The organism is Cryobacterium serini (genome assembly GCF_004404025.1).
In the GTDB taxonomy this organism is placed as follows: Bacteria; Actinomycetota; Actinomycetes; order Actinomycetales; family Microbacteriaceae; genus Cryobacterium; species Cryobacterium serini.
In genome coordinates this window covers 449,156-475,562 of record NZ_SOHN01000008.1, presented here as the reverse complement: position 1 = coordinate 475,562, position 26,407 = coordinate 449,156, and the positions used below count along the sequence as shown (strand labels likewise).

The window sequence follows — 26,407 nt, the reverse complement described above, 5'->3', positions numbered from 1 at the left end:
TCTGACTAGAAGATGGTCCCACGTGAGGCCGAAAAGCACTGCGGCTTTTCGCACCTTTGGGGTACGTATAGATACATTACGGTCCCCACACCCACCCGTCAAAACGCCCCCCACCCGGGCGTGTCGCGTCGCCAACATCCGCTCCCCCACCCGTAGACGCCCACCCAGCCCACCCGGCCCACCTTCTGAACATGGGGCAACGGACGGGGCCCATGCCCCGTCCGTTGGGCGGGCCGGGCCGGAACGCTGGGCCGGCGGGTAAATGGGACGCAAGTAAAAGTGCCAAATGCCCGGTGTGCAGGGGAGACTGAAGAGGTGAGCCGACCAGTGAAGACGACCCAGCAGCATCCGCTCGAACACCGCGGGTGGATACTGCGCCTCGGGTTTCATCGCAGCCTGCTGCGGCCAGCAGACTCGGAGCGCAGCGACCGGGTGACCTACATCGAGTTGTTCTTCGATCTCATCTTCGTCTTCGCCCTCACCCAACTGTCGCGCTATCTCTACGCCAACCAGTCCTGGGGCGGCGCGCTCGAGTCGATCATTCTGGTGCTCGCGCTTTGGTGGCTCTGGGTATACACGACCTGGGTGACTAACTGGCTCGACCCGGCCAGGCTTCCCGTGCGCGGCGTCGTGATTATGCTCTCTCTCGTAGGACTCGTGATCAGCACGTCAATCTACGACTCTTTCGGCGACCAAGGGCTGGTCTTCGCGATCGCTTACGTCGCCCTGCAACTGGGCCGCACGGTGTTCATGGTGCTCGCCCTCGCCCGGCACGATCCGGCGCTACACGCAACGTTCTTGCGTATTCTGTTGTGGTTGTCGGTCGCCGGGGCGTTCTGGATTGTCGGGGCGCTGCTTCCGCTGGCCTTTCGTCTCCCGGCCTGGCTAATCGCCCTCGTCATCGAGTACGGCTCCGCGAGTCTCGGGTTTCGGATTCCTGGGCTGAAAGCGCCCGGCGTCGACGATTGGGATGTTTCCGGTCCCCACATCGCCGAGCGCAGTGCCCTTTTCGTAATCATCGCCATCGGTGAGTCCTTTCTCGTGACCGGGTTTGCATTTGTCGATCAGCCGGCATCCGCTCTCGGGATAGCCGGGCTCTCTCTCGCCTTTGTGAACGGCGTGGCCATGTGGTGGCTCTACTTCGATCATGGAGAGCGAGCGGGGAGCAAAGCAATCGCGGCATCGAACGAGCCGGGCCGCATCACTCGGCTGGCTTACACCTACGTGCATGCGATCATCATTGCGGCAATCGTGCTGACCTCGGTCGCGGACAAGTCGTTGCTGGAGCATCCGGACGGTGCAATGACGCTCCCGGTGGCCGTGACCATTGTCGGCGGGCCGTTGTGCTACCTGATCGGACTGCTGCTCTTTCGCTGGATTGTCACGCGCACGCTGCTCGTCTCCCATCTGGTCGGGCTCGGGCTGCTCGCGCTGGCCGGTGTGGCGGCAACGGTCCTGACTCCGCTCGGGCTGGGGGTGGTGACCTCGGTGATTCTGGTCACCGTTGCGGCATGGGAGACCATCACGCGGGTTCACGCCGGTACGACCGACGACGACGCCGGCTGAGCGTATGCCGGGCCCCACCGTAAGAACCCGGGCCCACTTTACAACCTGAGCCCAGGGACTGGACCCACGCCCCGAACGCAGCGAGTGAATGACCAATGGGGTCGTTCGACTCTACTGTTGCGCCCGCGCAACCGAGATACTGAAATAAGCAAGGTCGCTGAAACACAAGGAAGGCAATCATGGGTTCTCTCACGTATGACCGCGTCGTCGTGGAGGTCGATGATCGCATCCTCTCGCACCTACAACTCGTGATTGTGCAGAAGCTGCGCCGGGGCGAGAGCTTTCTCCTGTCCTGGCAGGATTCCCCCTCGGTGGGGTCTGGTCGCAGCTCTGTCTGGCTAAACCAGGCCATCCCGCTGTATTTCAAATACGTGGGCGGACACGCAGCCACGCTGAATCGACAGTGGATCGAGGAACTCAGCCGCTCGGCCAACAGCGCCCAGGGGCTCGTGATCGTCAGTGAGGCGGGTTCCCTGCCGGTCGCCACTTTGGCAGCGCGTCCGAAGACGACAATTGACGCGCGAACGACCGCTCACACCGACACAGTCTTGACCTAGTCCGCGTCACGGCACCACCGCAGACAGGTCGGTGACCGGACCTACGGCTGATTCATAAAATACGGGCCCACGCTCACAGCGCAGGCCCGCTTTCGAATCCGCCGCGACTTAGTGCTTGGCAACGAGGGTCAGCACGTCGTAGGACGCGACGAGTTCATCGTTCTGGTTGGTCAGCACGGCATCCCAGCGTACCTCGCCGTACTCGTCAGTTTCGCGCGGTGTGATCTGCTTCGCAGTCAGCGCGACACGGATGCTGTCGCCGGGCGAGACCGGCGTGACAAACCGCAGGTTCTCGAGGCCGGAGTTCGCGAGAACCGGCCCGGGCGCCGGATCGACGAACAGGCCGGCTGCCCACGAGACCAGCAAGTAGCCGTGTGCCACCCGGCCCGGGAAGAACGGGTTGGCCGCCGCCGCTGCTTCGTCCATGTGGGCGTAGAAGGTATCCCCGGTGAACTGGGCGAAGGTCTCGATGTCCGCCAGCGTCACCGTGCGTGAATCCGAGACGATCTGGTCACCGATCACGAGTTCAGCGAGGCTCTTTCGGAACGGATGCGTGCCGCCGGCTCGCGCAGACGCACCCTGGTGCCAGATTCCAGTGATGGCCGTGAGCATCTCGGGCGAACCCTGAATGGCGGTGCGCTGCATGTGGTGCAGCACCGCACGGATGCCGCCGAGCTCTTCGCCGCCGCCGGCCCGGCCGGGGCCGCCGTGCACGAGCTGCGGCACCGGCGATCCGTGCCCGGTGGAGGTGCGTGCATCGTCGCGGTCGAGCACGAGCACGCGACCGTTGAAGGCGGAAATTCCGGTCATCAGGGCGACGGCAACCTCGGGATCGTGGGTGGCGAGGCTGGTCACGAGCGACCCGCCGCCCCGCCGCACCAGGGCGATGGCCTCGTCGAGGGTGTCGTAGCCGAGCACGCTCGACACCGGGCCAAAGGCCTCGACCTCGTGTACGGCGGCGGCCGAGGCGTCGTCGAAGCGCAGCAGTAGCGGCTCGAGGAAAGCGCCATCGGGAGCGAGCGCGGTCGTGCCGTCTGCGTGCAACACGGCGGGGGCATCTGTTCTGCCGACAACCAGCTCGCCGCCGGCGGCCTGCAGGCGGGCTACCTGCTTGAGCACCTCGAGCCGCTGCGCGGTCGAGGCGAGCGGGCCCATGGTGACGCCCTCGGCGCGGGGGTCGCCGAGCACAATGCGTTGCTTCACGCGTGCTTGCACCGCCGCGACCACGTCGTCCATGGCCGCGCGCGGCACGATAACGCGGCGGATGGCGGTGCACTTCTGTCCGGCTTTGACGGTCATCTCAGTGACGACCTGCTTGACGAAGGCGTCGAATTCGGGGGTTCCGGCGGCGGCATCCATTCCGAGAACGGAGGCATTGATCGAGTCGGTCTCATTGGTAAAGCGCACTCCCCCGGTCTGCACCGAGTCACTCGCCCGCAGTTTTTCGGCGGTCGACGCGGATCCGGTGAAGGCGACGAGGTCGCCGAGGCGCACGTCATCGAACAGGGTCGGCACGCTGCCCGAGACGAGCTGCAGCGAACCCTCCGGCAGCAGGCCGGAGTCGGCCAGGATGCGCACGAAAGCCTCGGCGAGGTAGCCGGAGGGGGTCGCGGGCTTCACCACGGTGGGCACACCGGCCAGGAAGGCCGGCGCGAACTTCTCGAGGGCGCCCCAGACCGGAAAGTTGAACGCGTTGATCTGCACGGCAACACCGGGCAGGCGCGAGTAGATGTGGCGGGCAATGAAGGAACCGTCCTTGGACAGCGGCTCAACCGGCCCGTCAACGTAGACGCGGGCATTCGGAAGCTCCCGGCGGCCCTTCGATGAATAGCTGAACAGCACGCCGATGCCGCCGTCGATGTCGACCCAGGAGTCCAGCTTGGTGGCGCCGGTGCGGCTCGACAGCGCGTAGAGCTCCGGTTTGCGCCCGGTCAGCAGCAGTGCCATCTGCTTGAGCAGCACGGCACGCTGGTGAAAGGTGAGCTCGCCGAGAGATTCCTGGCCGACGCTGCGGGCGTACTCGAGCGCGGCGGCGAGGTCGAGGCCCGAGGTGCTGACACGAGTGACGACCTCACCGGTCGAGGCGTCACAGACGTCGACGGCAGCGGATGCGTCGGTGGGGGTCCACCAGGCGCCCTGGACGTAGCTGGGCAGAATGGTCGTCATGAGTTCTCCTTCATGCTGCGTGCGGGGTGCGGCCTCGGTTTGGGCGGCCATCAGGCTTCGTCCCAGTGGTAGAAGCCCTGGCCAGACTTGCGGCCGAGCTTGCCCTCGGCCACGAGCCGGCGCAGCAGCGCCGGCGGTTCGAAACGGGCGCCGAGCTGCTTATGCAGGTACTCGGCGATGCCGAGACGCACGTCGAGGCCGACCAAATCGGTCAGTTTCAACGGCCCGACCGGATGCTTGTAGCCCAGCATCATCGCGGCATCAATATCCGCAGCGCTAGCGACGCCCTCCTCCAGCATGCGGATGGCCTCAAGCCCGAGGGTCACTCCGAGCCGGGACGAGGCGAAGCCGGGCGCGTCACTGACGGTGATGGGAGTTTTGCCGAGGGCAGAAACCCAGCTTTGGGCATCCGCTACCAATTCGGGTGAGGTAGCGCTGCCGGTGACGAGTTCGACCAGGTTCGAGGCGGGCACCGGGTTGAAGAAGTGCAGGCCGAGAAAACGCGCTGGGCGCGCAAGCTCGTCGGCGAGGTCGTTGATCGAGATCGAGGAGGTATTGCTCGCGAGGGCGGCCTCGGCCGAAAGTTGGGCCTCGACCTTTTGTAGGGCCTCGATCTTCTGTGCGCGCACCTCGGGAACGGCTTCGACGACGAGTTCCCGGTCGCTGAACAAACCGAAATCGACGCCAACGACGAGACGAGCCGTAAGTTCCGGGCGGGTTTCACCGGTTGCACCGCGGGTGATACTCGCGTCGACGGCGCGCAGCACCCGCTCGCGGGCGGCCGTCGCCTCGGTGTCATTGCGTTCGACGAGGGCGACATGGGCTCCGGCAAGCAAAAAGGCGTGCGCGATGCCGGCGCCCATGCGACCGCCGCCGAGTATGCCGACGCGATCGGGAACGCCGCTTTCACCGCGATCACCGAGCTCAAGTTCAGATACAGACATCAGACACGCTCCAAAATGAGGGCCGAGCCCTGGCCGACACCCACGCACATGGTGGCCAGGCCGTGCTGGGCGTTTTCCCGCTCCAGGCGGGCGAGCAGGGTGACGACGAGGCGAGCTCCGCTTGATCCGAGTGGATGCCCGAGCGCTATCGCGCCGCCGTCGCGGTTGACGATTTCTTCATCGAGGCCCAGGCGGCGGATGCACGCGATCGACTGGGTGGCGAAGGCTTCGTTGAGTTCGATCGCCCCGAGGTCAGCGATGCTCAGGCCGCTGCGGTCGAGGGCACGCTGGGTGGCGGCGACCGGACCGAGGCCCATGATCTCCGGGGCCAGGCCCACGCTGGCGCCGACCACGATTCTGGCGCGCGGCGTGAGGCCGTACTTTTTCACGGCCTCACCGCTTGCCACGAGAACCGCGGACGCGCCATCGTTGAGCGAGCTCGCGTTGCCGGCCGTGACGACCGAACCGCCGGCAACAATGGGCCGCAGAGCGGCGAGGCCCTCGAGGGTGGTGTCGCGACGCAGGCCCTCATCAACGAGCACCTCACCTTTTTTGGTGGGTACACCGACGATTTCATCGACGAAGTGGCCGGCGTCGATCGCGGCGGCGGCGCGCTGGTGGCTGCGGAGGGCGAAGGCATCCGCTTCTTCGCGGGTGATACCGTCGAGCCGGGCGACCTCCTCGGCGGTCTCCGACATGGAAAAGGTGGCCTTATCGCGGGCGGCGAGTTTGGGGTTCACAAAGCGCCAGCCGATAGAGGTGTCGAACTGGGCGCCGGGCTTGGCCCAGGCACGGTCGGGTTTGGCCTGCACCCAGGGGGCGCGGGTCATCGACTCGACGCCGCCGGCAATCATAAGGTCGGCGTCGCCGGCGCGAATAGCCTGGGCGGCCATGGTGATCGCCGACATGCCGGAGGCACAGAGCCGATTGACGGTGATTCCCGGTACGTGGTCTGGCAGTCCGGCGAGCAACCCGGCCATGCGGGCGACGTTGCGATTGTCTTCGCCAGCCTGGGTGGCGGCACCGAAGATGATCTCTTCGATGAGTCCCGAATCGATGCCGGCGCGGCGCACGGCCTCGCCGACGACGAGCGCGGCGAGGTCATCGGGTCGAACTGCGGCCAACGCTCCACCGTAGCGGCCTACGGGGGTGCGTACTCCTCCAACGAGGTAGGCCTCAGCCATGTTTCTCTCCTGACGACGGTGTCTGCGGGCATCTGCGGGAACGTGGAATAAATTACCGACCGTTCGGAAGGTAATTCTGGCAGACGGATGCCCGCGCGGCAACTCCCGAATTCTGATCGTTGCGACGCGAACGTCCGCGCCGACTAGATGGTCTGCACCAGAATCGACGCCACCACGATCGACGCCGTCGTGACCGTGGTGAAACCGCCTACGAGCATCGGCGTAATCAGCTCGTCAAAAATTGCCTTTTGCTCTTCCCCGTCGCGCCCTACGGAGCGGCTGATTTCCTGGCAGAGAATGTAATCCCCCGGAAAACCAAACAGTGCCGTCAGAGCTACGGGGATGCCCTTCAACGGGTCCCATTTGAAAAGTTTTGAGGCGATCCACCCTCCGGCGATAATGCCAATTCCCCCAACACCGAGAATTAACAGCACGGGCCAGAACGCCTGCATCATGTCATTCCAAGTGACCGCGCTCATGCTCGCAAGGACGACGACGATAACCGTGGCCATGGCGAGTCCGAAAGCATTTGCCTGCTGCATTATTTTGGGCGGGAAAACTCCCAGCACGTGGCCAATAATCCCGATTGCCAGCGCCCAAATTCCATAGTTGACACCGGTGAGCGATCCCAGCCACGTGGCCAAGCTTCCCGAAGCTAGTAACAGCATCAGAATGATGGTCGGTTCCTGAAAGCGTTCCGGCAGCAGCTGAAATTTTTTCGCTGTCACGATGGTCGTGCGCACCTTCAGGTTCGTGGCAAGCGCGGTGCGCGCACCCACGGCGCTCACGCGGTCGCTGCCATCACGGGCACTCGATGTGTTCGAATCTGATGCGGCGGCCGGTTGCAGTTGGCCGCCGTCACGAAGTTTCACCGCGTACTTACGGAGAAGAATATTCGCGAGCGGCATGCCGATGAGGCTTTGCATGCCTAAGACGAGGGCGGGGATGACGACGAGATGGTTCAGGCCCAACTCCGTCAGGCGGTCAGCGGTGATGATGTACGCGAGGATGCCCCCCGTCACCGGCCCGGCGCCCGCCACGGCCGTGGCATAGCCGAGAATCGGCGACACGACCAGGAGGATCAGCCCCGCACCGAGAACGATTCCAAACAGCGCGATCAAGATTGCTTTATATTGCGAACGGAGTTGATTGATCGGTATCAGCGTTCCCATATGTGTGATGACGGCCGCCACCAGAAGCGACCCACGGCCGCGAACGCCGAGTTCGGGATCAGGTCGGCCGGAAGTACGCCGGTCCAGATAAGCACGAGATATCCGACGAAGATGATCAGCAGGGAAGGTATCCATGCTTTCGAGAGAATAGAAATCACCTCGCCGACGGCGAGGAGCAGAATGATCACCGTAGCGACATAAATGGGTTGATCTAACATGAGTCCAGGTCTTTTCTTCTCAGCACTGAGCGAAACGGTCCGACATGCAGCGATGCGAAATCGGCTAGACGGGGAACTGGTTTCGGCCGTCCTTCCACACCTGGTCGATCATGGTGGGGAGAGTTGCGAGTTGCTCGACGGAGTCGAGGCGAGCGTTCAGGACCACGGCGTCTGCCACATACGACGGAGCTAATCGCCCGACGGATCCGAGGGGCGTGATGAGTTCTCCGGCCACCGACGTCGTGGCGGCGAGTACCTGCTCGAGCGTCATGCCCACCCCGGCAAGCAGGGCTAACTCCTGTAGGTTTTCGCCGTGCACGCCCACCCCGGAATCGGTGCCCATGGCGATACGCACACCGGCGGTGACTGCTCGTCTGATGGATTCCCGGTGAATGTCAATGACCTGATGAGCTTTCGCGATAACCAGCGGCGAGAGTCCGCTCTGTCCCGTTGCGGCCTTGCGAATCACAGCCTCCGGTGCGGCGAGGGTGGGAACGAGGTACGCGTTCTTCTCCAGGAAGAGGGCGATGGCTTCGTCGTCGAGATAGATTCCGTGCTCAATCGTGCGCACCCCCATCCGGAGGGCGTTTTTGATTCCGGCGGCTCCCTGCGCGTGCGCCATGACATATTTGCCCTGCGCTTCGGCCTCCTCCACGATGACCCGAATCTCGGCCTCGGTGAATTGCGAGTGCCGCGGGTCATCCGTCGGCGAGAGCACGCCGCCGGTCGAGCAGATCTTGATTTGGTCGGCGCCGGCCCGAAGCATGCGCCGAGTGACCTTGCGCACTTCTTCGACTCCGTCCGCGATTCCGCTTGGACGGCCGGGGTGTGAACCCATGGTCGGGGACTCCGCTCCGGAAGGCTGCCAGAAGTCCGCGTGTCCGCCGGTTTGGGACATGATGCTGATTGCCAACCGCAGGCGCGGACCCTTGATCAGTCCACTGTCAACGGCAAGCTTGGTGCCCAGATCGGCGCCGCCAGCGTCGCGAGCCGAGGTGATTCCGGCGCGGAGGGTGGCTTCGAGATTGCGAACTGATTCGTAAAACTGCAGGGAGAACGGTTCGGTGAAAGCCTGAAGTGATCCCGGGTTCGAGGTTGTGGAGTGGATGTGCAGGTCGATCAGCCCGGGCAACACCGTCTTGCCGGTGCAATCGATCACGCTGGCGTTCGCAAAAGCCGGGTCAGATCCGGCCTGCGGGCCGACCGCCGCGACAGTGGGTCCAGTGAAGACAATGTCCGTCGGCTCGGGAAGGAACCGTTCGCCGTCAAAAACATGGGCATTCTGGAAAACAGTTGAAGAGACAGTCATGAGGACCTTTCAGTGGGTGCCGGCGGGGCGACCGGGGAGCCCATCGGCTGCTTCAGTGCAGCCGATCCTCGTGCATTCCCCCCTGGTGCCTACAACTGATCGTGCCCCTAATGGGAAAGAAAACAAAATGGGCACCCACCGAACGGTGGATGCCCATTTTGGCTACAAGCGAATGTGCGAATTGATACTAGATGTTGGCGAGTTCGCGCACAGCCGCGTCACCGGGGGTGGCGGAGGTGTAGCTCGCGTCGATCTCGGCCCGATCGAGCAGCTCGTCCATGCGGCGCTTGCGCTGCTTGGGGATGAGCGTCACGACAGTTCCGGTCTTGCCGGCGCGACCGGTACGCCCGGCACGGTGCAGGTACGTCTTGTACTCGTCGGGGGCATCGGCCTGGATGACCAGGTCGATATCGTCGACGTGGATGCCGCGAGCAGCGACATCCGTTGCGACGAGCACATTGACCCGGCCGCTCGTGAGCATCTGCAGGTTGCGGGTACGACGAGCTTGGTTGAGGTCACCGTGCAGGCTCGTGGCCTTGACTCCGGCGTCTTCGAGCTGGTCGGCGAGCTGCTCAGCGTAGGCGCGAGTGCGGCTGAAGATGAGCGTCTTACCCTCACGGTTGACGAGCTCTTCGATGATGCGGCCCTTGTCGCGGTGCTCGATGACGAGCACGCGGTGGTCGATCGTTGAAGAGGCCTGGTCTTCGCCGGCAACCTCGTGCACGGCCGGGTTGGTCAAAAATTCTTTGACCAGCGAGGCAACACCCTTGTCGAGGGTCGCGGAGAAGAGCAGCTTCTGGCCGCCGGCTTTGGTCTGGCGCAGGATGCGCTGCACCGGCTCAAGGAACCCGAGGTCGCACATGTAGTCGGCCTCGTCGAGCACGGTCACGACGACTTCGCTCAGGTCGAGACGACCCTGGTCGATGAGGTCTTCGATGCGGCCGGCGGTGCCGATGATGATGTCCACGCCGCGCTGGAGGGCGCTGACCTGGCGGTACTGCGGAACGCCGCCGTAGATCTGGGTGGTGAAGAGGCCGACGCTGCGGGCGATGGGCTGCACGGTGCGGTCGATCTGCAGGGCGAGCTCACGGGTCGGGGCCAGGATGAGCGCGCGAGGCTTGCGGGCCATCTTGCGGTCCTTGGCACCGTTGTTCTCCATCAGCTTCTCCACCAGGGGAGCGCCGAAGGCGATGGTTTTGCCGGATCCGGTCTTGCCACGGCCGAGCACGTCGCGCCCGGCGAGCACGTCGGGGATGGTCGCAGCCTGGATCGGGAACGGTGACGGAGCGCCGAGGGCGGCGAGCTCGCGCACGATGTTCTCGCCGAGACCCAGGTCGCCGAACGTCACACCGACGACATCGGAGGCCGTCGTCGCGATGGCTTCGAGACGCTCGAGTACAACGTCGTCGCCACCGGCGAAGGTCGGCTTGGCGCCGTTTTCGCTGCGCTTCGGGTAGAACTTGCTGTCGCCATCGCTCGGACGGTCGCTACCGAAGTCACGACGGGGCGGGCGGTCGTCGTTCGAACGACGCGGGGCGCGGTCGTCGAAGCTACGCGGGGCGCGGTCGTCGAAGCTACGCGGGGCGCGGTCTCCATAGGACGGACGCTCGGTGCGCGCCGGACGATCATTGTTGTACGCCGGACGATCCGTGCGCGGGGCACGGTCGCCGTACGACGGACGCTCCGTACGGGCCGGACGATCATTGTTGTACGCCGGACGATCCGTGCGCGGCGCACGGTCGCCATACGACGGACGCTCCGTACGGGCCGGACGATCATTGTTGTAGGCCGGACGGTCAGTGCGCGGCGCCCGGTCGCCATAGGACGGACGCTCGGTACGGGGAGCGCTGTTGCGGTCACCATAGGAGGGACGCTCGGTACGCGCCGGACGGTCGTTGTTGTAGGCCGGACGATCCGTGCGGGGACGATCGTTATTGTAGGCGGGACGTTCGTTGCGCTCGCTGTTGGTACGGCCGCCGTTTTCGGGGCGAACGGAACGCGAGCCGTAGGCTGGGCGCTCGCTCGAGGGCCGCTCGTTCGAACGCGCGGCGCGCTCGTCGGCGTTCCAGCGCTGCTTCTTGGGCGCGCCCTCGTCAGCGCGATAACCGCGGTGTCCGGGGCTCTTGCTGCCGGCGTTGTTGGAGCCGCCGTGGCCCGGTCCACCCTTGGAGGCGTACTTGGGATCAAAGTTCTTACCGCCGCGACCGACGGAGGAGTTGTGCGAATTGCCTTGAGGCATAAAAATATCTCTGGGTTGTGTTCAGTACATGGCAGAACAACATCGCACGTGCGACGTAACTGAGAACCCGAGCAATCTTGGTCGGGGCCGTTCACATACAGTGATTTTTCACCAGCGGATTACTGGGAAACCGGCCCAACTTGACTTACAAACCCATCCGCGCACAGCGCGGTGTCAAGAGCCGACTTATCTACATTACCCGATGCATCCTGAAAAGTCACGCAGCGGGGCACACATTGCCTCGCTCTATTCTGGTGACATGACCATTTCGATCAGTATTGAGCCACCCCGGCAGGCCGACGTCGAGGCACTTCTCGCCGCCGGCACCGTTTTCGCGTACTCCTTGTACCCGGTGGAGAACACGTTTCTGCTCAGCACCGACGAACTCGAGCGTCCCGGCGTCGACGTGTACGTGGCTCGCGACGCGCTCGGCAACGCCTGCGGCATGGCCGCCCTCGTTCCGCTCGGTCCCGATACCTGCGCTGAATTGAAGCGACTGTTCGTGCACGCAGAGGCTCGGGGCCGCGGTGTGGCCGGCCGCCTGCTCGACCGCATCGAAGCGGATGCCGCTGGCCGCGGCATCCGTTCTCTCGCGTTGGAAACGGGCACGCTGCAACACGCGGCGATGGCGTTGTACCGCGGGCGCGGCTACGAGCAAATCGACCTGTTCGGCCCGTATGTCGGCGAAGAACTCAGCGTCTGCTTCGCGAAAAGCCTGTAACCGCTCGCGGCACTCGTTGAAGAAGCTGGCACCCTGAGGAACGAGTGCCCGTTTCTTTAGGGAGTGCCGCGAGGCGCGGCGGTGCCCGGCCACGCCTCAGCGCGGGCGGCCGCCGATGCGACTGGACAGTTCTGCGGCCGTCGCCGCCACAATCTGGGCGATCTCCGGCCAGTAGGCCTCGGCGAACCGGTCGTGCGCGAACGTCACCGCGATCGCGGCGGCCGGCCAGCCGGCATGGTCGCGCACGGCGAGCGCGACCGAGGCAATGCCGGGCGTGATCTCACCGTCTTCGGTGGCGTAGGTATCCGTTCTGACACGATCGAGCACGGCCCTCAGCTCGAGCTTCGTGCGCGGACCCCGACCGTCGCGTTGTTCGAGGCCCGAGGTCGGGAAGAGCGCACGCAATTGGGCTGCGGGCAGGGCTGCGAGCAGGGCGCGTCCGCTCGCGGTGAGGTGGGCGGGCAGACGCACCCCGACATCGGAGACGAGGGAGGGGCGATGTGCGGCACGTTCCTCGACGAGGTAGATGACGTCGCGTCCGTGCAGCACGACGAGGTGTGCGCTCTCCCCCAACCGGTCGACGAGCTTGGCAATCAGCGGGCGGCCGAGCCTGGAAAGCGGTTCCTGGCGACTGAACCCGGAGCTCAGCTCGAACGCGGCGACGCCGAGCCCGTAGCGGTGTTCCTCGGGCAGGTGCACGACGAACCCCTCGGCCACGAGCACGTCGAGCAATTGGTAGACGGTCGAGCGCGGCAGGTCGAGGGCGCTTGCTACCACGGCCGCCGGCGTCGGCCCACGCTGCGCGGCGAGGTGTGCCAACACGCGCAGAACGCTTTGGGCGGCCGGAACCTTGGACGGTGCTTTCATGGCAGGTCCTCGTCTGCGCTGGCGCTGGGCCGCCCATCTGCACATGTTCCGTATGCGTTCAAAGCGGATGCATGTCCGGTATCCCGGACAGTTTCCACTCTATCGGCGTATCGCCCACCTCGGCGCGGGTGTGCAATCAAAGAATGACCATCGCGACTTCCCTCGGCACATCCGCGCACGGCCCGAGCGGGGCATCCGCTGGCAGGGGTGTCGTCATCGGCACCGCCGCGCTCACTTTTTCCGATGTCATTGCCGTCGCGCGCCACAACGCGCGCGTGACGCTCGACCCGGCAAGCCTCACGCAGGTCGCTGCGACGCGCACGATCATCGACGCCCTCGCCGCCGATACCGAGCCGCACTACGGCATCTCCACCGGATTCGGCGCCCTCGCGACAACGTTCATCACGCCCGACCGGCGCGCCCAGCTTCAGGCGAGCCTCGTGCGCTCGCACGCCGCCGGCAGCGGCCCCGAGGTGGAACGCGAGGTCGTGCGCGCTCTGATGCTGCTGCGCCTGAGCACCCTGATGACGGGTCGCACCGGCGTGCGGCCCGCCACCGCCGAGACCTATGCCGCCGTGCTGAACGCAGAGATCACTCCCGTCGTGCACGAATACGGCTCGCTCGGCTGTTCCGGCGACCTCGCCCCCCTCGCCCACTGTGCCCTCGTTGTGATGGGCGAAGGCCAGGCGCGCGACGCAACCGGTGTTCTGGTCGGTGGCAAAGAAGCCCTGGCCGCCGCCGGAATCGCACCGGTCGTGCTCGCCGAAAAGGAGGGCCTCGCCCTGATTAACGGCACTGACGGCATGCTCGGCATGCTCGTGCTCGCCCTCGACGATCTCACGCGTCTGCTCGTAACGGCGGACATCGCCGCGGCGATGAGCGTGGAGGCTCTGCTTGGAACGGACGCCGTCTTCGCGGCTGATCTGCAGCAGCTGCGGCCCCAGCTCGGTCAGGCCGACAGCGCCGCGAATCTGCGCCACCTGCTCCATGGCTCGGGCCTGCTGGCGAGCCATGCCGGCCCGGAAGACGCGTCGGTGCAGGACGCCTACTCCCTGCGCTGCGCCCCGCAGGTGCACGGCGCCGCGCGCGACACGGCCGCCCATGCCGCCCTGGTAGCCGGCCGCGAACTGGCCAGCGCCATCGACAACCCGGTCGTCACCATCGACGGGCGAGTATTGTCGAACGGCAACTTTCACGGCGCCCCACTCGGCTACGTGCTGGACTTTCTCGCCATCGCCTCAGCGGATGTCGCCAGCATGAGTGAACGACGCACCGACCGTCACCTCGATGCGAGCCGCAGCAAGGGCCTGCCACCGTTTCTGGCACACGAGGTTGGCGTGGACTCCGGACTCATGATCGCGCAGTACACCGCAGCCGGAATCGTGTCGGAGCTTAAGCGCCTCGCCGCGCCGGCATCAGTTGACTCGATTCCCTCCTCGGCGATGCAGGAGGACCACGTCTCGATGGGCTGGCATGCCGCGCGCAAGCTGCGCCGGTCGCTCGACGGACTCGGCCGGGTGCTCGCGATCGAGATCATGACCGCCGCCCGATCGCTCGACCTGAGGGCGCCGCTCGCCCCGGCTGCGGCGACCGGAGCGGTGCGCGACCTCGTGCGCACCGTCGCTGGCGGCCCCGGCCACGACCGCTTTCTCTCCCTCGAAATAGAAGGCGTTGCGGGTCTCGTGGCGTCGGGTGCGGTGCGCTTGGCTGCCGGAACCGGATTGGCCTAAGGTTCGGCCAACCTTGTAGCGACCTTGCACAACGCCTCCAACCCGTTGTAAGCATTGCAGTACCGTGCCATACTTGCGCCACGCTGGCCCGCCCGAGCCGCGGAAATCCATTACCCGAATGGATCAGGTACTTCAATGTTGCTACCCGCCGCCCGCTCTCACACCGTTCGGCTTGGGCGAGCGAGACCACGGCGTCGAGTGCCGCGGGGCGCTGAAGGCTGGCTGGTGACAGTCGTCATCATGTCACTCGCACTGTTCGGCGCACCGGTCGCGGCGAGCGCCGACGAGGTGCCCGCCGGCTCCGCCGCGAGCCCGGCACCGATCGCGACGGCGGAGCCGACCCCCGCCGCAACGCCTACGCCTGAACCGTCAACCGCACCCACACCCACACCCACACCCACACCAGAACCAGAACCAGAACCAGAACCAGAACCAGCCCTTGAGCCAATCACCAGCCCTTCCCCGCAACCGGAACCAACGCCGACACCGACACCGACACCGACACCGGACATCGATTCCACACCAACGCCGACCCCGCCCCCAACGGAGGAGCCCGCGCCGGAACCGAGTGATGGCCCCATCCCGCCGGTGTCTGAAACCCCGCAACCAACCATTGAACCGTCGGTCGACCCAACCCCGGGCGCACCCACCGATTCCGTGGCGGCGGCAGAAGCAGCAGCCGCGACATCCGCGCAGGCGGCGGCCACCGCCCGGGCAACTGCTGCACGAGCGCTCGCCGAACAGCGTGCCGCGGCAGATCAGGCTGTAGCGCAGCGCGCTTCCGCCCAGGAACTCAGCGTGGAACGGGCCGCAGCGTTGGCGACAGCCCTCACTCGCTCGCAAACCACGCAAGCCGCGCTCGACACCGCTCGCGACGACCTGGAAGCAACGCGAGCAAGTCAGACGATCGCGCAGGGCCGCGCCGCTCTCGTTCATCGGCTAGCCGTTGAGGCCTCGCAGCAAGCGAGCGTCTCCAGCCGCAGCTTCGCCGTGCTCGCACGCAAGCTCGCTCAACAACAAAACGGTGCTGGAATCGCCGACGTCTTTCTCGGCGGGCACTCGCTGGACAACGTGCTCGACCAGCTCAGCACGCTCGACCAGCTGGACCGCGTGACCGACAACATCGAAACGCTCAGGGCCGATGCCGAAACTGACCAGGCGCGAGCAGTAAAGCTAAGTCAGCAGGACGCTGAAACGCGCGCTGCTGCGAGCTCAGTGCCGGTCGACGCGAGCCAGGCGACACTCGACGCGGCCTCGATCAACTTCGAGGCTGCGGGTCTGGCGCTGGTCGCCGCGGCATCGCAGGCGGCGAACGCTGCAGCAACGCTGGCCGCGCTCGATGTGCGGCCGATCATTCGCACCGACGTCGGCCAGCTCAGCGCGCAGGGTTGGGCCAACCCCGTGCACGGTGCCATAACGGATACCTATGGGCCACGCCCGATTCGCCCACTCCCCGGAGTCGGCGCGTTCCACTACGGCACTGACATTGGGGCGAGCTGCGGAGCCCCTGTTTTCGCCGCCACCGCCGGAATCGTGCGGGCAGCGGGCTCCGTGGGCAGTTACGGTAATTGGATTCTGCTCGACCATGGGGAGGGTGTGCAGACGGGCTATGCGCACCTCGCCAGCGGTGAAACCTCGGTCGCTACCGGTGATCGGGTCACCGCCGGCCAGCAGATTGGCAGCATCGGCAACACCGGTCTGTCCACCGGCTGCCACTCCCACGTCGAGGTTCGGGTCGACAGCGTACGCATCGACCCGCAATCATTCTTCCTGAATCGCGGCGTCGTTCTCGGCGGCTAGCTGGTCCCTGAATAGCTAGGGCGGGACAGGGTGTGATTCGGCCGAGTTCAGTCGATTCGACGAAGCGCCCGCCGCTCTCGAGCGCCCTCGACCAGCAGGTACAGCACCGGCAGCACAATCAGCGTCAGCACGGTCGACGATACGAGCCCGCCGATGACGACGAGGGCGAGCGGCTGGGAGATGAATCCGCCGTGGCCGGTGAGGCCGGTTGCCATCGGCAGTAGGGCGAAGATGGTAGCGAGCGCCGTCATCAGAATGGGCCGCAGCCTGCGGCTTGCGCCGGCGACCAGGGCGTCAGGCACCGACAGGCCGCGCCGCCGGTACTGGTTGACCAGGTCGACCAGCACGATGGCGTTGGTCACCACGATCCCGATCAGCATGAGCACCCCGATCAGGGACGGCACGCCCAGCGGAATGCCGGTTGCAACCTGGAGCGCAATCGCCCCGGTCGCCGCGAACGGCACCGATACGAGCAGCAGCAGCGGTTGCAGCAGCGACCGGAACGTTGCCACCATCACGATGTACACGATGAGAATGGCCACGAGCATGGCGACGCCGAGCTGCTGAAACGCCTCGGCCTGGTCGGCGCTGACCCCGCCGAGCGTAGCGGCAGCCCCGGTCGGTAGCTTCGTGTTATCGAGCATCCGGCTCAGTTGCGCGTTCGCCGCGCCCAGGTCGTTGCTCGCAGGGGTTGCTGAGACGGTCGCCGTGCGCAGCCCCTTCGTCGTAGTGAGGGTGCTCGGCCCCTCGACCTGTTCGACGGTCGCGAGGGTTTCCAGGGCCACCGATCCGGTGCGGGTCGGAATCTGCACGGCTGCGAGATCAGCGGATGTCGTCGGCGGCGACTCCGATGACAGGTACACGGTCAGGTTGGTCTCGTCTATCACAATCGATCCAATGGCGCTTTGCTGCATGGCCTGCGACACGAGCGTGCCGAGAGCAAATTCGCTCAACCCGGCAGCAGCTGCGGCCTTACGGTCAACCGTGACGGCCAGGTATGGCAGCGAGGAGGCGAGAGTGCTCGCGCTCTCCCTGATGGCGGGGAGTTTCTGCACCGCGCTGAGAATGGACGTCGTCGCGGCCTGAAGGTCGGCATCCGTGGCCGCTGTGATATCGACGGCGATGTCGGAGGAGGCCCCGAAACCGCTCGCGGCAGCCACCGAGATCTCGCCCACGTCGCCCAGTTTGGCGAGGGCAATGCGCGCGTGGTTTTGCACCGCATCGGCGTTGGCACCGTCGACGGTGGTGATCAAATAGGTCACGGCGCTCGAGGTGGGAGCTCCGCCGCGGAAGGCGCTCGCTGCGCTTCCACCGCCGATCGACAGCTGCACGATGTCGATGCCGTCGAGGCCCTGCAGCGCGGTCTCGACCGAAGCGGATGCCACATCCTGCGCCGCGAGACTGCTGCCTACCGGCAGCGTTTGCGTCACCCGAAAGGTGTTCTGCCCGGTTGACCCGAGAAAGTTGATTTTCATGAACGGCACGAGCGCGGCCGTGCCGCCGAGCACGAAAACGGCCAGCAGCAAGGTCGCGACGGCGTGCTTTAGGGTGAACCGAATGACCGGCAGGTAGCCCTTCTGCAGTCGTCCCGGGTTTTCGCCGGCCTCGGCCGCTTCCGACAGCCCGGTCGAAGCGGATACGGCGGCCACGACGGCTTTCGGCGCCCGCAGAAACCAGTACGCGAGCACGGGCACGATGGTCAGTGACACGAGCAGCGAGGCGAGTAGAGCGATCGTCACGGTGAGCGCAAAGGGACGAAACAATTCCCCGGTCGATCCGCCCACAAAGGAGATCGGCAGGAACACCGTGACCGTCGTGACGGTCGAAGCCGTAATCGCTCCGGCCACTTCGCGCACTGCGAAGACGATTGTGGCAGCGCGGTCGGCGCCGGCAACAAGGTGCCGTTTAATGTTTTCAATGACCACGATCGAGTCGTCGACAACCCGGCCGATGGCGATCGTGAGTGCTCCGAGGGTGAGGATATTGAGCGAATAGCCCACGCTCTGCAGGCCGATGAAGGTGATCAGCACCGAGGTCGGAATCGAGATGGCCGTGACCAGGGTCGCGCGCACCGAGAGCAGAAACAGCAAAATCACGATGACCGCGAAGCCGAGGCCGAGCAGGCCTTCCTGGGTGAGCGCATCAATCGACTGTTGGATAAACGGCGCCTGGTCGAACACGACCGTGAACGTGGCCGGCGCGACGGCCGCCTCGAGCTGCGGAAGCATGGCGCGCACCGCCTCGGACACGTCCACGGTGTTGGCCGCAGGAATCTTGGTGACAGCAATGGTCAGAGCGGGTTCGCCGTTTACCCGGGAAATACTCGTGACCGGGTTCTCGACGAGGTCGACAGTGGCGACGTCACCGATGGTCGTGGCTCCGGCATCCGCGGGGGTGGTGGCACCGGTGAAACCGGCCGAGCTGGCAATGAGCGGCAGCGCCGCGATGTCGTCGACCGACCCGAGCCGCGAGCCCGCCTGCACTGACAGGGTCGTGTCCCCCTCGGTGATCGCGCCGGCCGGAATCAGCGACCCGTTCTGTTGCAGCGCCGACGTGATGTTTTGAGCGCTGAGCCCGCGCGCGGCGAGCTCAGCGGCGTTGGGTGTGATCGTGACCCGGCGTCCGATGTCGCCGACCAGGGCGGCGGCGCGCACGCCGGCTACGTCGCGAATGTCGCCGAGCACGCTGCGTTTCAGTTCGTCGGCGAGCGCCGCGGTATCGCTCGACGCGACCGCGAGCGAGATCACCGGAAAATCATCGATGCTTCCGCTGATCACCTGCGGGTCGACATCGGCCGGCAGCACGTTTTTTATGCGGTTGATGGCTTGGCCGATGCGGGATTCCGCCTTGACCAGATCGGTGCCGTACGTGAAGGTGGCGCTCACCAGCGATGAGTTGGTGTCGCTCGTCGTCGACGTCGTCTCGAGGCCGACGAGGCCCTGTATGGCGGTCTCGATCGGGGTCGACACGTCGTCGTTGACGACCTGCGGCGACGCCCCCGGGTAGCTCGTCGACACGAGCAGCTGAGGAAGCTGCAAAGACGGAATGAGCTCCTGCTTGAGCCCGGTCAGGGCCAGGCTGCCGAACACGGCCGCCACAATGGTGATGAGGGCGATCAGCGCCCGATTCTTCATGCTCACTACCGCGAGAAAATGCACCAACTTAGTATGTCAGTGCACACAGACGGTCCGACCTTTAGACTAAATCTTCGTGACTCGTCGACTGATCCAATTGCTGATTGGCCTCTTCCTCTACGGAATCGGCATCGCGTTGATTGTGCGTGCTGGAATTGGCGTGGCCCCCTGGGATGTGCTGACCCAGGGCATCGACAACCACACCCACCTGGGCTTCGGACTGATCACGATTCTCTTGAGCGGGGCGGTGCTGTTGTTGTGGATCCCGATTCGGCAGAAGCCCGGGGCCGGAACGCTGCTGAACGCCGTCCTTGTTGGCCCGGCAGCGGATGTTGGCCTGTGGCTGATTCCCGCCGACCTCGATCTGTGGGCGCGCATTCTGCTCTTCGCCGCGGGGCTGCTGCTGATTGCGGTCGCCACCGGCCTCTACATCGGGTCGCACTTTGGCCCCGGCCCGCGCGACGGCCTGATGACCGGTTTGCACGAGCGCACCGGCTGGAAGATCTGGATCGTACGTACCGGCATCGAGGTGATCGTGCTCGGTATCGGCTGGGCGCTCGGAGGCAACGTGGGAATCGGCACCGCACTCTTCGCCGTGCTGATCGGTCCCCTCTGCCAGCGCACGATCCCTTTCTTCGCGATCAAACGCCCCGTGGGCACCGTTCGTGCGGCCGATCCCGCCCTCACTACGCCCCTCTAGCTGGGCCTACAGAATTCGGTGATCGTGCCCGTCAGAATGTCGGCGAGCGCGAGCACCGACTGCGCGTCGACCCACTCGGTGTCGGCGTGCAGGCCCTCGCCGTCGGCACCGAACACGACGCAGGGTATGCCGGATTCGAGAATGAGTCCGGCGTCGGTCCAGAACGGTTCGCCGCGGGTGGCCGCCGGGTGGCCGAGTACGCGTTCGGCATTGCCGGACAGCGCACGCAGGATCGGCCAGTGCGGCTCGGCCTCGAATGCAGCGCGGGCTACCAGTCTGGTCAGCGTGAACTGGAACTGGGGTTCTTCAATGGCCAGCTCGGTGAACAGGGCACTTAATTCGGCCTCGACGCTGTCGGGTGACTGGCCAGGCAGCATCCGCCGTTCCAGCGTGAGTACGCAGCGGGCCGCGACGGTGGCGGCATCGTCACCACCGGCGATTTTCGACACCCGCACCGCGCCGTGGCCGAGAGTCGCGTGCGCCGGGGCAGCGTTTAACCGTTGACGCAGGCCGTCGAGGGCGCGCAGGGCCAGGCCGGCGTGCCAGATGGCGTCGACGCCGAGCTCTGGCTGTGAGCCGTGCGCGGCGAGGCCGGTCAGCTCAAGTTCGAACCAGGCGAAGCCGCGGTGCGCTGTGGTGAGTTCGAGGCTGCTCGGCTCGACCACCAGGGCGGCGTCGGCTCGAAAACTGCGCAGCACCTCCTCGGTGCCGATGCTGCTGAATTCTTCGTCGGCGACCAGCGTCACGATCACGTCCCCGGCCAGCCCGTGCGCGGATGCCCGCGCCGCCGCCACGAGAATGGCCGCGAGCCCGCTCTTGGTATCGACGGCCCCGCGCCCGTACACCCGGCCGTCACGGAGATCACCGCTGAACGGGTCGCCGGCATAGGTTGCGACGCCGACCGTGTCGAGGTGGGCGTTGAGCATGATCGAGCGGCCGATGCCGGTTCCACGCTTCACGCCGACGACCGACGGGCGCCCGGGAGTCTGCTCCAGCACCGAGACGTCGAAACCCTGCCGGCGCAGCCAGTCAGCGCACCAGGCCGCGATCTCGGCCTCTCCGGCGGCTCCCGGTACGAGGTCGGGGTTCACCGAATCGATGCGCACGAGCTGCTGCAAGATCGCGACGGGATGAATCTCAGAGGGTAGACGGGTCATTCCTTGAATCTAGGCCCTCTCGCGAAAGCGGGTACGTCGCTGCTTCGCAGGTGCTCCAGCAACCATTTGCCCGCTCTCCCGAAATTGGGCGCTGCCCTGGGTAGGGTGCAGCATGGGCAAGACAAGGCAGTGGGGGCTGATTCCGGCGGGGTTGGTGAGCGCATCTTCTGTGCTGCTCTTCGCATTGCGGATGCCGCTTCCCGGCTACGCGACGCTGGCCGCGGCGCTCGTGCTCGCGTTTCTGATCAACCGGGCCCTGTTTCGTGACCTGTTGCTCCTTGCCGTCGGCCTCGTGATCATCAGCACGATCTCGGTCGAGGCGAACATCAGCTACCCCAACATCGCCCTCATGGGAACGGTGTTGAGCCTCTCCGTGCTCACGCCGTACCTCCTCTCGCGGTATTACTTCAAGGACCACGCGATTCGGTTTCCGATTCGCACCGGGCAGCGCTGGACCACTCTTGAACGCGCCTATCTGCCGATCGTGGTGCTACTTGGGTATCTCATTTTGCCGAGCTATTTCATCGGAAGCGGCGCGTACCAGAACTGGCCGGCGGTGACCGCGCCCGATGAGATCGCCCGGCTGTTCGTGGGCGTGGGCTTTGTGGGCATCTGGGACGAATTGTTCTTCATCTGCATTGCCTTCGCCCTGTTGCGCCGGCATTTTGCCGACTGGCAGGCCAATATTTTGCAGGCCGTGATCTTTTCGTCGTTTCTCTGGGAGCTCGGCTACCAGTCGTGGGGTCCGCTGCTGACGGTTCCATTTGCTCTCTTGCAGGGCTACACCTTCGCCCGCACCCGGTCACTGACCTACGTGGTCTGTGTGCACCTTCTGTTCGATGTCGTGGTGTTTCTCGTACTCGTGCACGCGCACAATCGCGACTGGCTGGCCATTTTTCTGTACTGACCCTCTTGCACCTCTTAGGAACGCGATATATCGTGTTACCTAAACACGCGATATAGCGCGAGTTCACACCTCTGAAAGGACATACGGTGTCATTGGAAAAATGGCTGGTCGCCCCCGGGCAGACCAAGATCATCGATATCGAACTGGTGCGCAAGCTTAAGGTCGGCCTCATCGGCGGTACGGTCGACATCATCGGCCATGACGAGCCAGGTGTGCGCATCGAAGTGCACGGCGTCACCGGCAAAGACCTGAAGATATCGATGGACGGCGACCGCCTCGAGATCGATCACCCGCAGCTGCGCTGGGATAATTTCATCGACGTGTTCGCGTCGTTTCGCGGCACCGCACGCGCCGAGGTGAGCATCTCCGTTCCCCGCGACGTCGCGCTGCGCTTCGGGGTCGTCTCGGCCGATGCTCTCGTCTCTGGCCTCCGCAATGACGCGAAACTCAGCACCGTTTCCGGCGATCTCGTCATCGACGACGTACAGGGCGACCTCGACCTCAACGCGGTGAACGGCGAAATCTCGGTGCGCAATCACGTCGGAGCGATTTCCGTGCAAACCGTATCGGGCGATATCACGGCGAGCGGCAGCATCCGTCAGTTCACGCTCGACGGGGTTTCCAGCAACGTGTTCCTCGACCTGGCCGGCGCGCCGGACCAGATCGTGACGAACTCGGTTAGCGGCGACCTCACCGTGCGGCTTGAGCCCCGCGTTGCCGCGCGCTATCACCTCAACACCCTCTCTGGCACACTCCAACTGGATGACCACACCGTGCGCACCGCGTTCGGGAAGGGCTATGAGGGTTCCACCGGCGCCCTCGACGGCAGCTGGCTCGACCTGCGCTCCAACTCCGTGTCTGGCGACATCTCGGTCGTGCGCAGCGAGACCGCGGGCGCGGCACAAACCGGCGCCGAATCGACCGGTACAGCCTCGACCGGTACAGCCTCGACCAGCGCCGCGGATGCCGTGCCGCCAGCCTCCGTTGATACCGTGCAGGACCCGGCATGAGCGCCATGTTCGCCCACGGCAGCCTGCGCCTCTACCTGCTGAGCTTGCTCGCCGAACGGCCCCGACACGGCTACGAACTGATCCAGGCGCTGAGCAATCGGTTCGGTGGCACCTACAGCCCGAGCGCCGGCACGATCTACCCGCGGCTGGCGAAGCTCGAAGAGGAGGGCCTCGTCACCAAGCAGGCCGACGGCCGCAAGACCGTCTACCAGATTACCGATGCCGGCCGCGCCGAGGTGCTCGCCCGCGACGGCGAACTCGGAGCAATTGAAGACGAGGTAACCGACTCCGTGCGGCGCCTCGCCGACCAGGTGCGCAGCGGCGTCAATTCCGCTATGAAAACCCTGCGCGCCGACCTCGCCTCGGCCGCGCGGCAGGCGCGCGGTTCCACCGCTTCTGAACCGCGCGGCTACGACGGCACGCCCGGTTCCTGGGATCCATCGGGCGTGTCGACCGGGGAGCGCGCGATGCCCCCCGAGCACCCGCCCGCCGAACCCTCGGCCGCCACTGCCCCGGCCGACGCTTCACCGAGTGACGCTGCCCCGAGCGCGCGCCACGATTCCACGCGTGCTCTGCGTGAGGCCGACATGGTGCTCAACGAGTTTCGGCAGCAGCTGCGCGCCGACCTGCGCACAAAGGCCTACCGGTCGGTCCTGCCGCCCGACACTGTTTCGTCACTCCGCCGAAAGCTCGCCGACGTGCGCGCAAGCGTTCTCGCCACTCTGGAACCGTAGCCCTGCAAAACTGGTAGGCAAGGCCGGTGATTTTCGCGACACGCCGCTTTTTTCGGCCAAAACGCACGGCGTGTCGGAATTTTACCGGTTTTGCATCGGCTATTCGATTTGATAGGGAACCGGGTAGGTGTAGTGTCATCCCTCGTGACACCCGAGGCGAATGCCCCCGTACCAGAGAACCGTTCACCCAAGCGGTGGATCATCGGCGATCCGCTCCCCACCGAGCACTTGGACGGCCAACTGCTGCCCAAACACCTCGCCCTGCCCATTTTTGCGAGCGACCCGCTGTCGAGCGTGGCCTACGCGCCGCAGGAACTGCTCATGATTCTCACCCTCGGCGGGCTCGCTTTTCTGAGCTTCGCGCCGGGGGTGGCCGCGGTAGTCGTGGTGCTGCTCGTCGTCGTGGTCGCGTCGTACCGCCAGCTGATCAAGGCGTACCCCTCTGGCGGCGGCGACTACGAGGTCGCCCACAAGAACCTGGGCGAGAAGGCCGGTCTGGTCGTCGCATCCGCTCTGCTGGTCGATTACGTGATGACCGTGGTCGTGTCGGTCGCGAGCGGCGTGGACAACATCATCTCAGCAATACCCGCACTGGCCCCCCTGCGCGTCGAGCTCGCCGTCGTGTTCATCATTTTGCTGGCGGCAGCCAACCTGCGCGGCGTCCGGGAGTCGAGCAAGGCCTTCGCCGTTCCGACCTACCTGTTCATCGGCAGCGTGCTGCTCATGATCATCGTCGGACTCGGGCGGGCTCTCCTCGGCGATGCCCCGGTTGCGGAGTCCGCCGGGTACACCGTTCAAGGCGAGAACCTGGCCCAGGCCGCGTTCATCCTGCTGTTGCTGCGCTCCTTCGCGAGCGGATGCTCCGCCCTGACCGGCGTGGAGGCGATCGCCAATGGGGTGCCCGCCTTCAAACATCCCAAGGTCAAGAACGCCCAGCGCACGCTCACCCTGATGGGCGGCATCGCCATCGTATTGTTCGTCGGATTGACGGCGCTCGCCCTCATTTCCCAGGTGCATTACGCGGAGCGCGCCTGCGACCTGATCGGCTGGGCCGAGTGCGCCACGGCTCCGCAGCGCAGCCTGATCGCCCAGGTCGCCGCCGCAACCTTCGGCGATTTCTCCATCATGTTCTTCGTGCTGCAGGCAGCTACAGCGGCCGTGCTACTGCTGGCCGCGAACACGGCCTTCAACGGTTTCCCACTCCTCGGCTCCGTTCTCGCCCGGGACTCCTACGCACCCAAGTCGCTGAGTACCCGCGGCGACCGGCTCATCTATTCCAACGGTGTCGTTCTGCTGGCCCTGGCCGCAGTGGCGATCATGGTCGTCTATCAGGCCAACCTCACCGTGCTGATTCAGCTTTACATCATCGGTGTGTTCGTGTCGTTCACCCTCGGCCAGACCGGCATGGTGCGGCACTGGCTGAAACTGCTGAAGAAGAACCCTCCGAACCGGGGTTCGATCATTCTGAGCCTGTCGATCAACGGTTTTGGAGCCGCACTGACCGGCGTCGTGCTCATCGTCGTCACGGTGACGAAATTCACCCACGGCGCCTGGCTCGTCTTCGTGATGATGCCGATTCTTTTCTTTCTCATGATGGGCGTCAACCGGTATTACCGGGACGTCGCCAAAGAGATCGAGGTCGACCCGATCACGACCTTCGGCTCGCAGGGCGACCATGCAATCGTGCTCGTCGGCAAAATGCAGAAGCCCGTGCTGAAGGCCCTCGACTACGCCATCGCGGCGCGGCATGTCAGTCTTGAAGCGGTGCACGTCTCCATTGACACCGCCGAGACCAAGGAACTCAAACGTGCCTGGGTCAAACAGAACATTCAGGTGCCCCTGCGCATCGTCGCCTCGCCCTACCGCGACATCAGCTGGCCGCTGATCAGCTATATCAAGGAGCGTCGCCAGGATCACGGTTCCGAGGTCATCACCGTGTACACGCCGATCTACATCGTCGGGCACTGGTGGGAAGGCCTGCTGCACAACCACAAGGCACGTCGGCTGCGCCAGAAGCTCATGCTCGTGCACGGTGTCACGATTGCCCTCGTGCCGTGGCTGCTCGACTCCTCTGAGCTCATCTATGGCCGCCGCTCCCGCCCGATCCCCGGTCAGGACCGTCGTGGAGAGCCGGTGCGCTCCCGGCCGGTATCGCGCCGACCGCTCGCCCCGTCGGCGGGCACCGTGGACGGGGCAACAAAGTCGGCTCCGATCGTCGGAACCGTTCCGTCGCAGTCGCGACCGTCGGCATCCCGTCGCCGTAAGCGCAAGTAAAACGAACGCGGCGTCCGG

At 65.2% G+C, this 26,407-nt stretch carries 20 protein-coding genes; 10 read left to right on the top strand and 10 right to left on the bottom strand.

Annotated features, from left to right (window positions below; translation table 11 throughout):
• Positions 1–315: 315 nt before the first annotated feature.
• On the top strand, positions 316–1,566 hold the full coding sequence (locus E3T51_RS05540) for a low temperature requirement protein A (protein WP_166806390.1): 1,251 nt from the start codon (positions 316–318) through the stop codon (positions 1,564–1,566).
• A 179-nt stretch (positions 1,567–1,745) separates the two neighbouring features.
• On the top strand, positions 1,746–2,123 hold the full coding sequence (locus E3T51_RS05535; protein WP_134528518.1) for a DUF7882 family protein: 378 nt from the start codon (positions 1,746–1,748) through the stop codon (positions 2,121–2,123).
• A 108-nt stretch (positions 2,124–2,231) separates the two neighbouring features.
• Here E3T51_RS05535 and paaZ read toward each other — a convergent pair whose 3' ends face one another.
• The 7 genes from paaZ to E3T51_RS05500 all read right to left on the bottom strand — a co-directional run bounded on the left by paaZ (position 2,232) and on the right by E3T51_RS05500 (position 11,355).
• Positions 2,232–4,289 carry a phenylacetic acid degradation bifunctional protein PaaZ gene (gene paaZ / locus E3T51_RS05530; RefSeq protein ID WP_134528633.1) on the bottom strand — a complete coding sequence of 686 codons (2,058 nt, stop codon included), beginning with the start codon at positions 4,287–4,289 and terminating at the stop codon, positions 2,232–2,234.
• A 50-nt stretch (positions 4,290–4,339) separates the two neighbouring features.
• On the bottom strand, positions 4,340–5,233 hold the full coding sequence (locus E3T51_RS05525; RefSeq protein ID WP_134528515.1) for a 3-hydroxyacyl-CoA dehydrogenase family protein: 894 nt from the start codon (positions 5,231–5,233) through the stop codon (positions 4,340–4,342).
• On the bottom strand, positions 5,233–6,417 hold the full coding sequence (locus E3T51_RS05520; RefSeq protein ID WP_134528512.1) for a thiolase family protein: 1,185 nt from the start codon (positions 6,415–6,417) through the stop codon (positions 5,233–5,235). The genes E3T51_RS05525 and E3T51_RS05520 overlap by 1 nt, the downstream gene beginning before the upstream one ends.
• 143 nt (positions 6,418–6,560) lie before the next feature.
• Positions 6,561–7,538: a hypothetical protein gene (locus E3T51_RS05515; RefSeq protein ID WP_134528509.1), complete on the bottom strand. Its 978-nt coding sequence runs from the start codon at positions 7,536–7,538 to the stop codon at positions 6,561–6,563.
• A 38-nt stretch (positions 7,539–7,576) separates the two neighbouring features.
• Complete coding sequence (locus E3T51_RS05510; protein WP_134528506.1) at positions 7,577–7,807, bottom strand: hypothetical protein; 231 nt, start codon at positions 7,805–7,807, stop codon at positions 7,577–7,579.
• 64 nt (positions 7,808–7,871) lie between these two features.
• Positions 7,872–9,116: a metal-dependent hydrolase family protein gene (locus E3T51_RS05505; protein WP_134528503.1), complete on the bottom strand. Its 1,245-nt coding sequence runs from the start codon at positions 9,114–9,116 to the stop codon at positions 7,872–7,874.
• Between the two features lie 187 nt (positions 9,117–9,303).
• Entirely contained in the window at positions 9,304–11,355 is a 2,052-nt protein-coding gene (locus tag E3T51_RS05500; RefSeq protein WP_134528500.1) for a DEAD/DEAH box helicase, read from the bottom strand.
• Positions 11,356–11,614: 259 nt separating this feature from the next.
• On the opposite strand from E3T51_RS05500, the gene E3T51_RS05495 reads away from it, so the two are divergent.
• Positions 11,615–12,076 carry a GNAT family N-acetyltransferase gene (locus E3T51_RS05495; protein ID WP_104190988.1) on the top strand — a complete coding sequence of 154 codons (462 nt, stop codon included), beginning with the start codon at positions 11,615–11,617 and terminating at the stop codon, positions 12,074–12,076.
• Between the two features lie 96 nt (positions 12,077–12,172).
• Here E3T51_RS05495 and E3T51_RS05490 read toward each other — a convergent pair whose 3' ends face one another.
• Entirely contained in the window at positions 12,173–12,943 is a 771-nt protein-coding gene (locus E3T51_RS05490) for an IclR family transcriptional regulator (RefSeq protein WP_134528497.1), read from the bottom strand.
• A 143-nt stretch (positions 12,944–13,086) separates the two neighbouring features.
• Between E3T51_RS05490 and hutH the strand changes: the two genes are divergently transcribed.
• Together hutH and E3T51_RS05480 are read left to right on the top strand one after the other, a co-directional pair.
• The gene (gene hutH, locus E3T51_RS05485) at positions 13,087–14,673 is read left to right on the top strand and encodes a histidine ammonia-lyase (RefSeq protein WP_134528495.1); all 1,587 of its coding nucleotides are present in this window, start codon (positions 13,087–13,089) and stop codon (positions 14,671–14,673) included.
• 225 nt (positions 14,674–14,898) lie between these two features.
• On the top strand, positions 14,899–16,473 hold the full coding sequence (locus tag E3T51_RS05480) for a M23 family metallopeptidase (RefSeq protein WP_134528492.1): 1,575 nt from the start codon (positions 14,899–14,901) through the stop codon (positions 16,471–16,473).
• Between the two features lie 47 nt (positions 16,474–16,520).
• On the opposite strand, the gene E3T51_RS05475 is transcribed toward E3T51_RS05480, so the two are convergent.
• The gene (locus tag E3T51_RS05475; RefSeq protein WP_134528489.1) at positions 16,521–19,631 is read right to left on the bottom strand and encodes an efflux RND transporter permease subunit; all 3,111 of its coding nucleotides are present in this window, start codon (positions 19,629–19,631) and stop codon (positions 16,521–16,523) included.
• A 52-nt stretch (positions 19,632–19,683) separates the two neighbouring features.
• On the opposite strand from E3T51_RS05475, the gene yczE reads away from it, so the two are divergent.
• A complete protein-coding gene (gene yczE, locus E3T51_RS05470; RefSeq protein WP_198417840.1) occupies positions 19,684–20,307 on the top strand; it encodes a membrane protein YczE in 624 nt (207 codons plus the stop codon).
• Here the strand turns inward: yczE and E3T51_RS05465 are convergent.
• Positions 20,304–21,464, bottom strand: coding sequence for a M20/M25/M40 family metallo-hydrolase (locus tag E3T51_RS05465; RefSeq protein ID WP_134528483.1), 1,161 nt, complete (start codon positions 21,462–21,464; stop codon positions 20,304–20,306). The genes yczE and E3T51_RS05465 overlap by 4 nt on opposite strands.
• A 154-nt stretch (positions 21,465–21,618) precedes the next feature.
• On the opposite strand from E3T51_RS05465, the gene E3T51_RS05460 reads away from it, so the two are divergent.
• The 4 genes from E3T51_RS05460 (at position 21,619) to E3T51_RS05445 (ending at position 26,389) form a co-directional block, all read left to right on the top strand.
• Positions 21,619–22,371, top strand: a complete 753-nt coding sequence (locus tag E3T51_RS05460; RefSeq protein WP_338145144.1) for a CPBP family intramembrane glutamic endopeptidase — start codon at positions 21,619–21,621, stop codon at positions 22,369–22,371.
• An 86-nt stretch (positions 22,372–22,457) separates the two neighbouring features.
• Positions 22,458–23,381, top strand: a complete 924-nt coding sequence (locus E3T51_RS05455) for a DUF4097 family beta strand repeat-containing protein (protein WP_166806389.1) — start codon at positions 22,458–22,460, stop codon at positions 23,379–23,381.
• Positions 23,378–24,115 carry a PadR family transcriptional regulator gene (locus E3T51_RS05450; RefSeq protein WP_134528478.1) on the top strand — a complete coding sequence of 246 codons (738 nt, stop codon included), beginning with the start codon at positions 23,378–23,380 and terminating at the stop codon, positions 24,113–24,115. The genes E3T51_RS05455 and E3T51_RS05450 overlap by 4 nt, the downstream gene beginning before the upstream one ends.
• A 132-nt stretch (positions 24,116–24,247) precedes the next feature.
• Positions 24,248–26,389: an APC family permease gene (locus E3T51_RS05445; protein WP_420898406.1), complete on the top strand. Its 2,142-nt coding sequence runs from the start codon at positions 24,248–24,250 to the stop codon at positions 26,387–26,389.
• Positions 26,390–26,407: the final 18 nt, after the last annotated feature.

Coding starts and splice junctions, on each gene's coding strand:
- E3T51_RS05520 (WP_134528512.1), bottom strand. CDS start 6,417: ATGGCTGAGGCCTACCTCGTTGGAGGAGTACGCACCCCCGTAGGCCGC.
- E3T51_RS05495 (WP_104190988.1), top strand. CDS start 11,615: ATGACCATTTCGATCAGTATTGAGCCACCCCGGCAGGCCGACGTCGAG.
- hutH (WP_134528495.1), top strand. CDS start 13,087: ATGACCATCGCGACTTCCCTCGGCACATCCGCGCACGGCCCGAGCGGG.
- E3T51_RS05500 (WP_134528500.1), bottom strand. CDS start 11,355: ATGCCTCAAGGCAATTCGCACAACTCCTCCGTCGGTCGCGGCGGTAAG.
- E3T51_RS05535 (WP_134528518.1), top strand. CDS start 1,746: ATGGGTTCTCTCACGTATGACCGCGTCGTCGTGGAGGTCGATGATCGC.
- E3T51_RS05465 (WP_134528483.1), bottom strand. CDS start 21,464: ATGACCCGTCTACCCTCTGAGATTCATCCCGTCGCGATCTTGCAGCAG.
- E3T51_RS05525 (WP_134528515.1), bottom strand. CDS start 5,233: ATGTCTGTATCTGAACTTGAGCTCGGTGATCGCGGTGAAAGCGGCGTT.
- E3T51_RS05450 (WP_134528478.1), top strand. CDS start 23,378: ATGAGCGCCATGTTCGCCCACGGCAGCCTGCGCCTCTACCTGCTGAGC.
- E3T51_RS05505 (WP_134528503.1), bottom strand. CDS start 9,116: ATGACTGTCTCTTCAACTGTTTTCCAGAATGCCCATGTTTTTGACGGC.
- E3T51_RS05490 (WP_134528497.1), bottom strand. CDS start 12,943: ATGAAAGCACCGTCCAAGGTTCCGGCCGCCCAAAGCGTTCTGCGCGTG.
- paaZ (WP_134528633.1), bottom strand. CDS start 4,289: ATGACGACCATTCTGCCCAGCTACGTCCAGGGCGCCTGGTGGACCCCC.
- E3T51_RS05510 (WP_134528506.1), bottom strand. CDS start 7,807: ATGTTAGATCAACCCATTTATGTCGCTACGGTGATCATTCTGCTCCTC.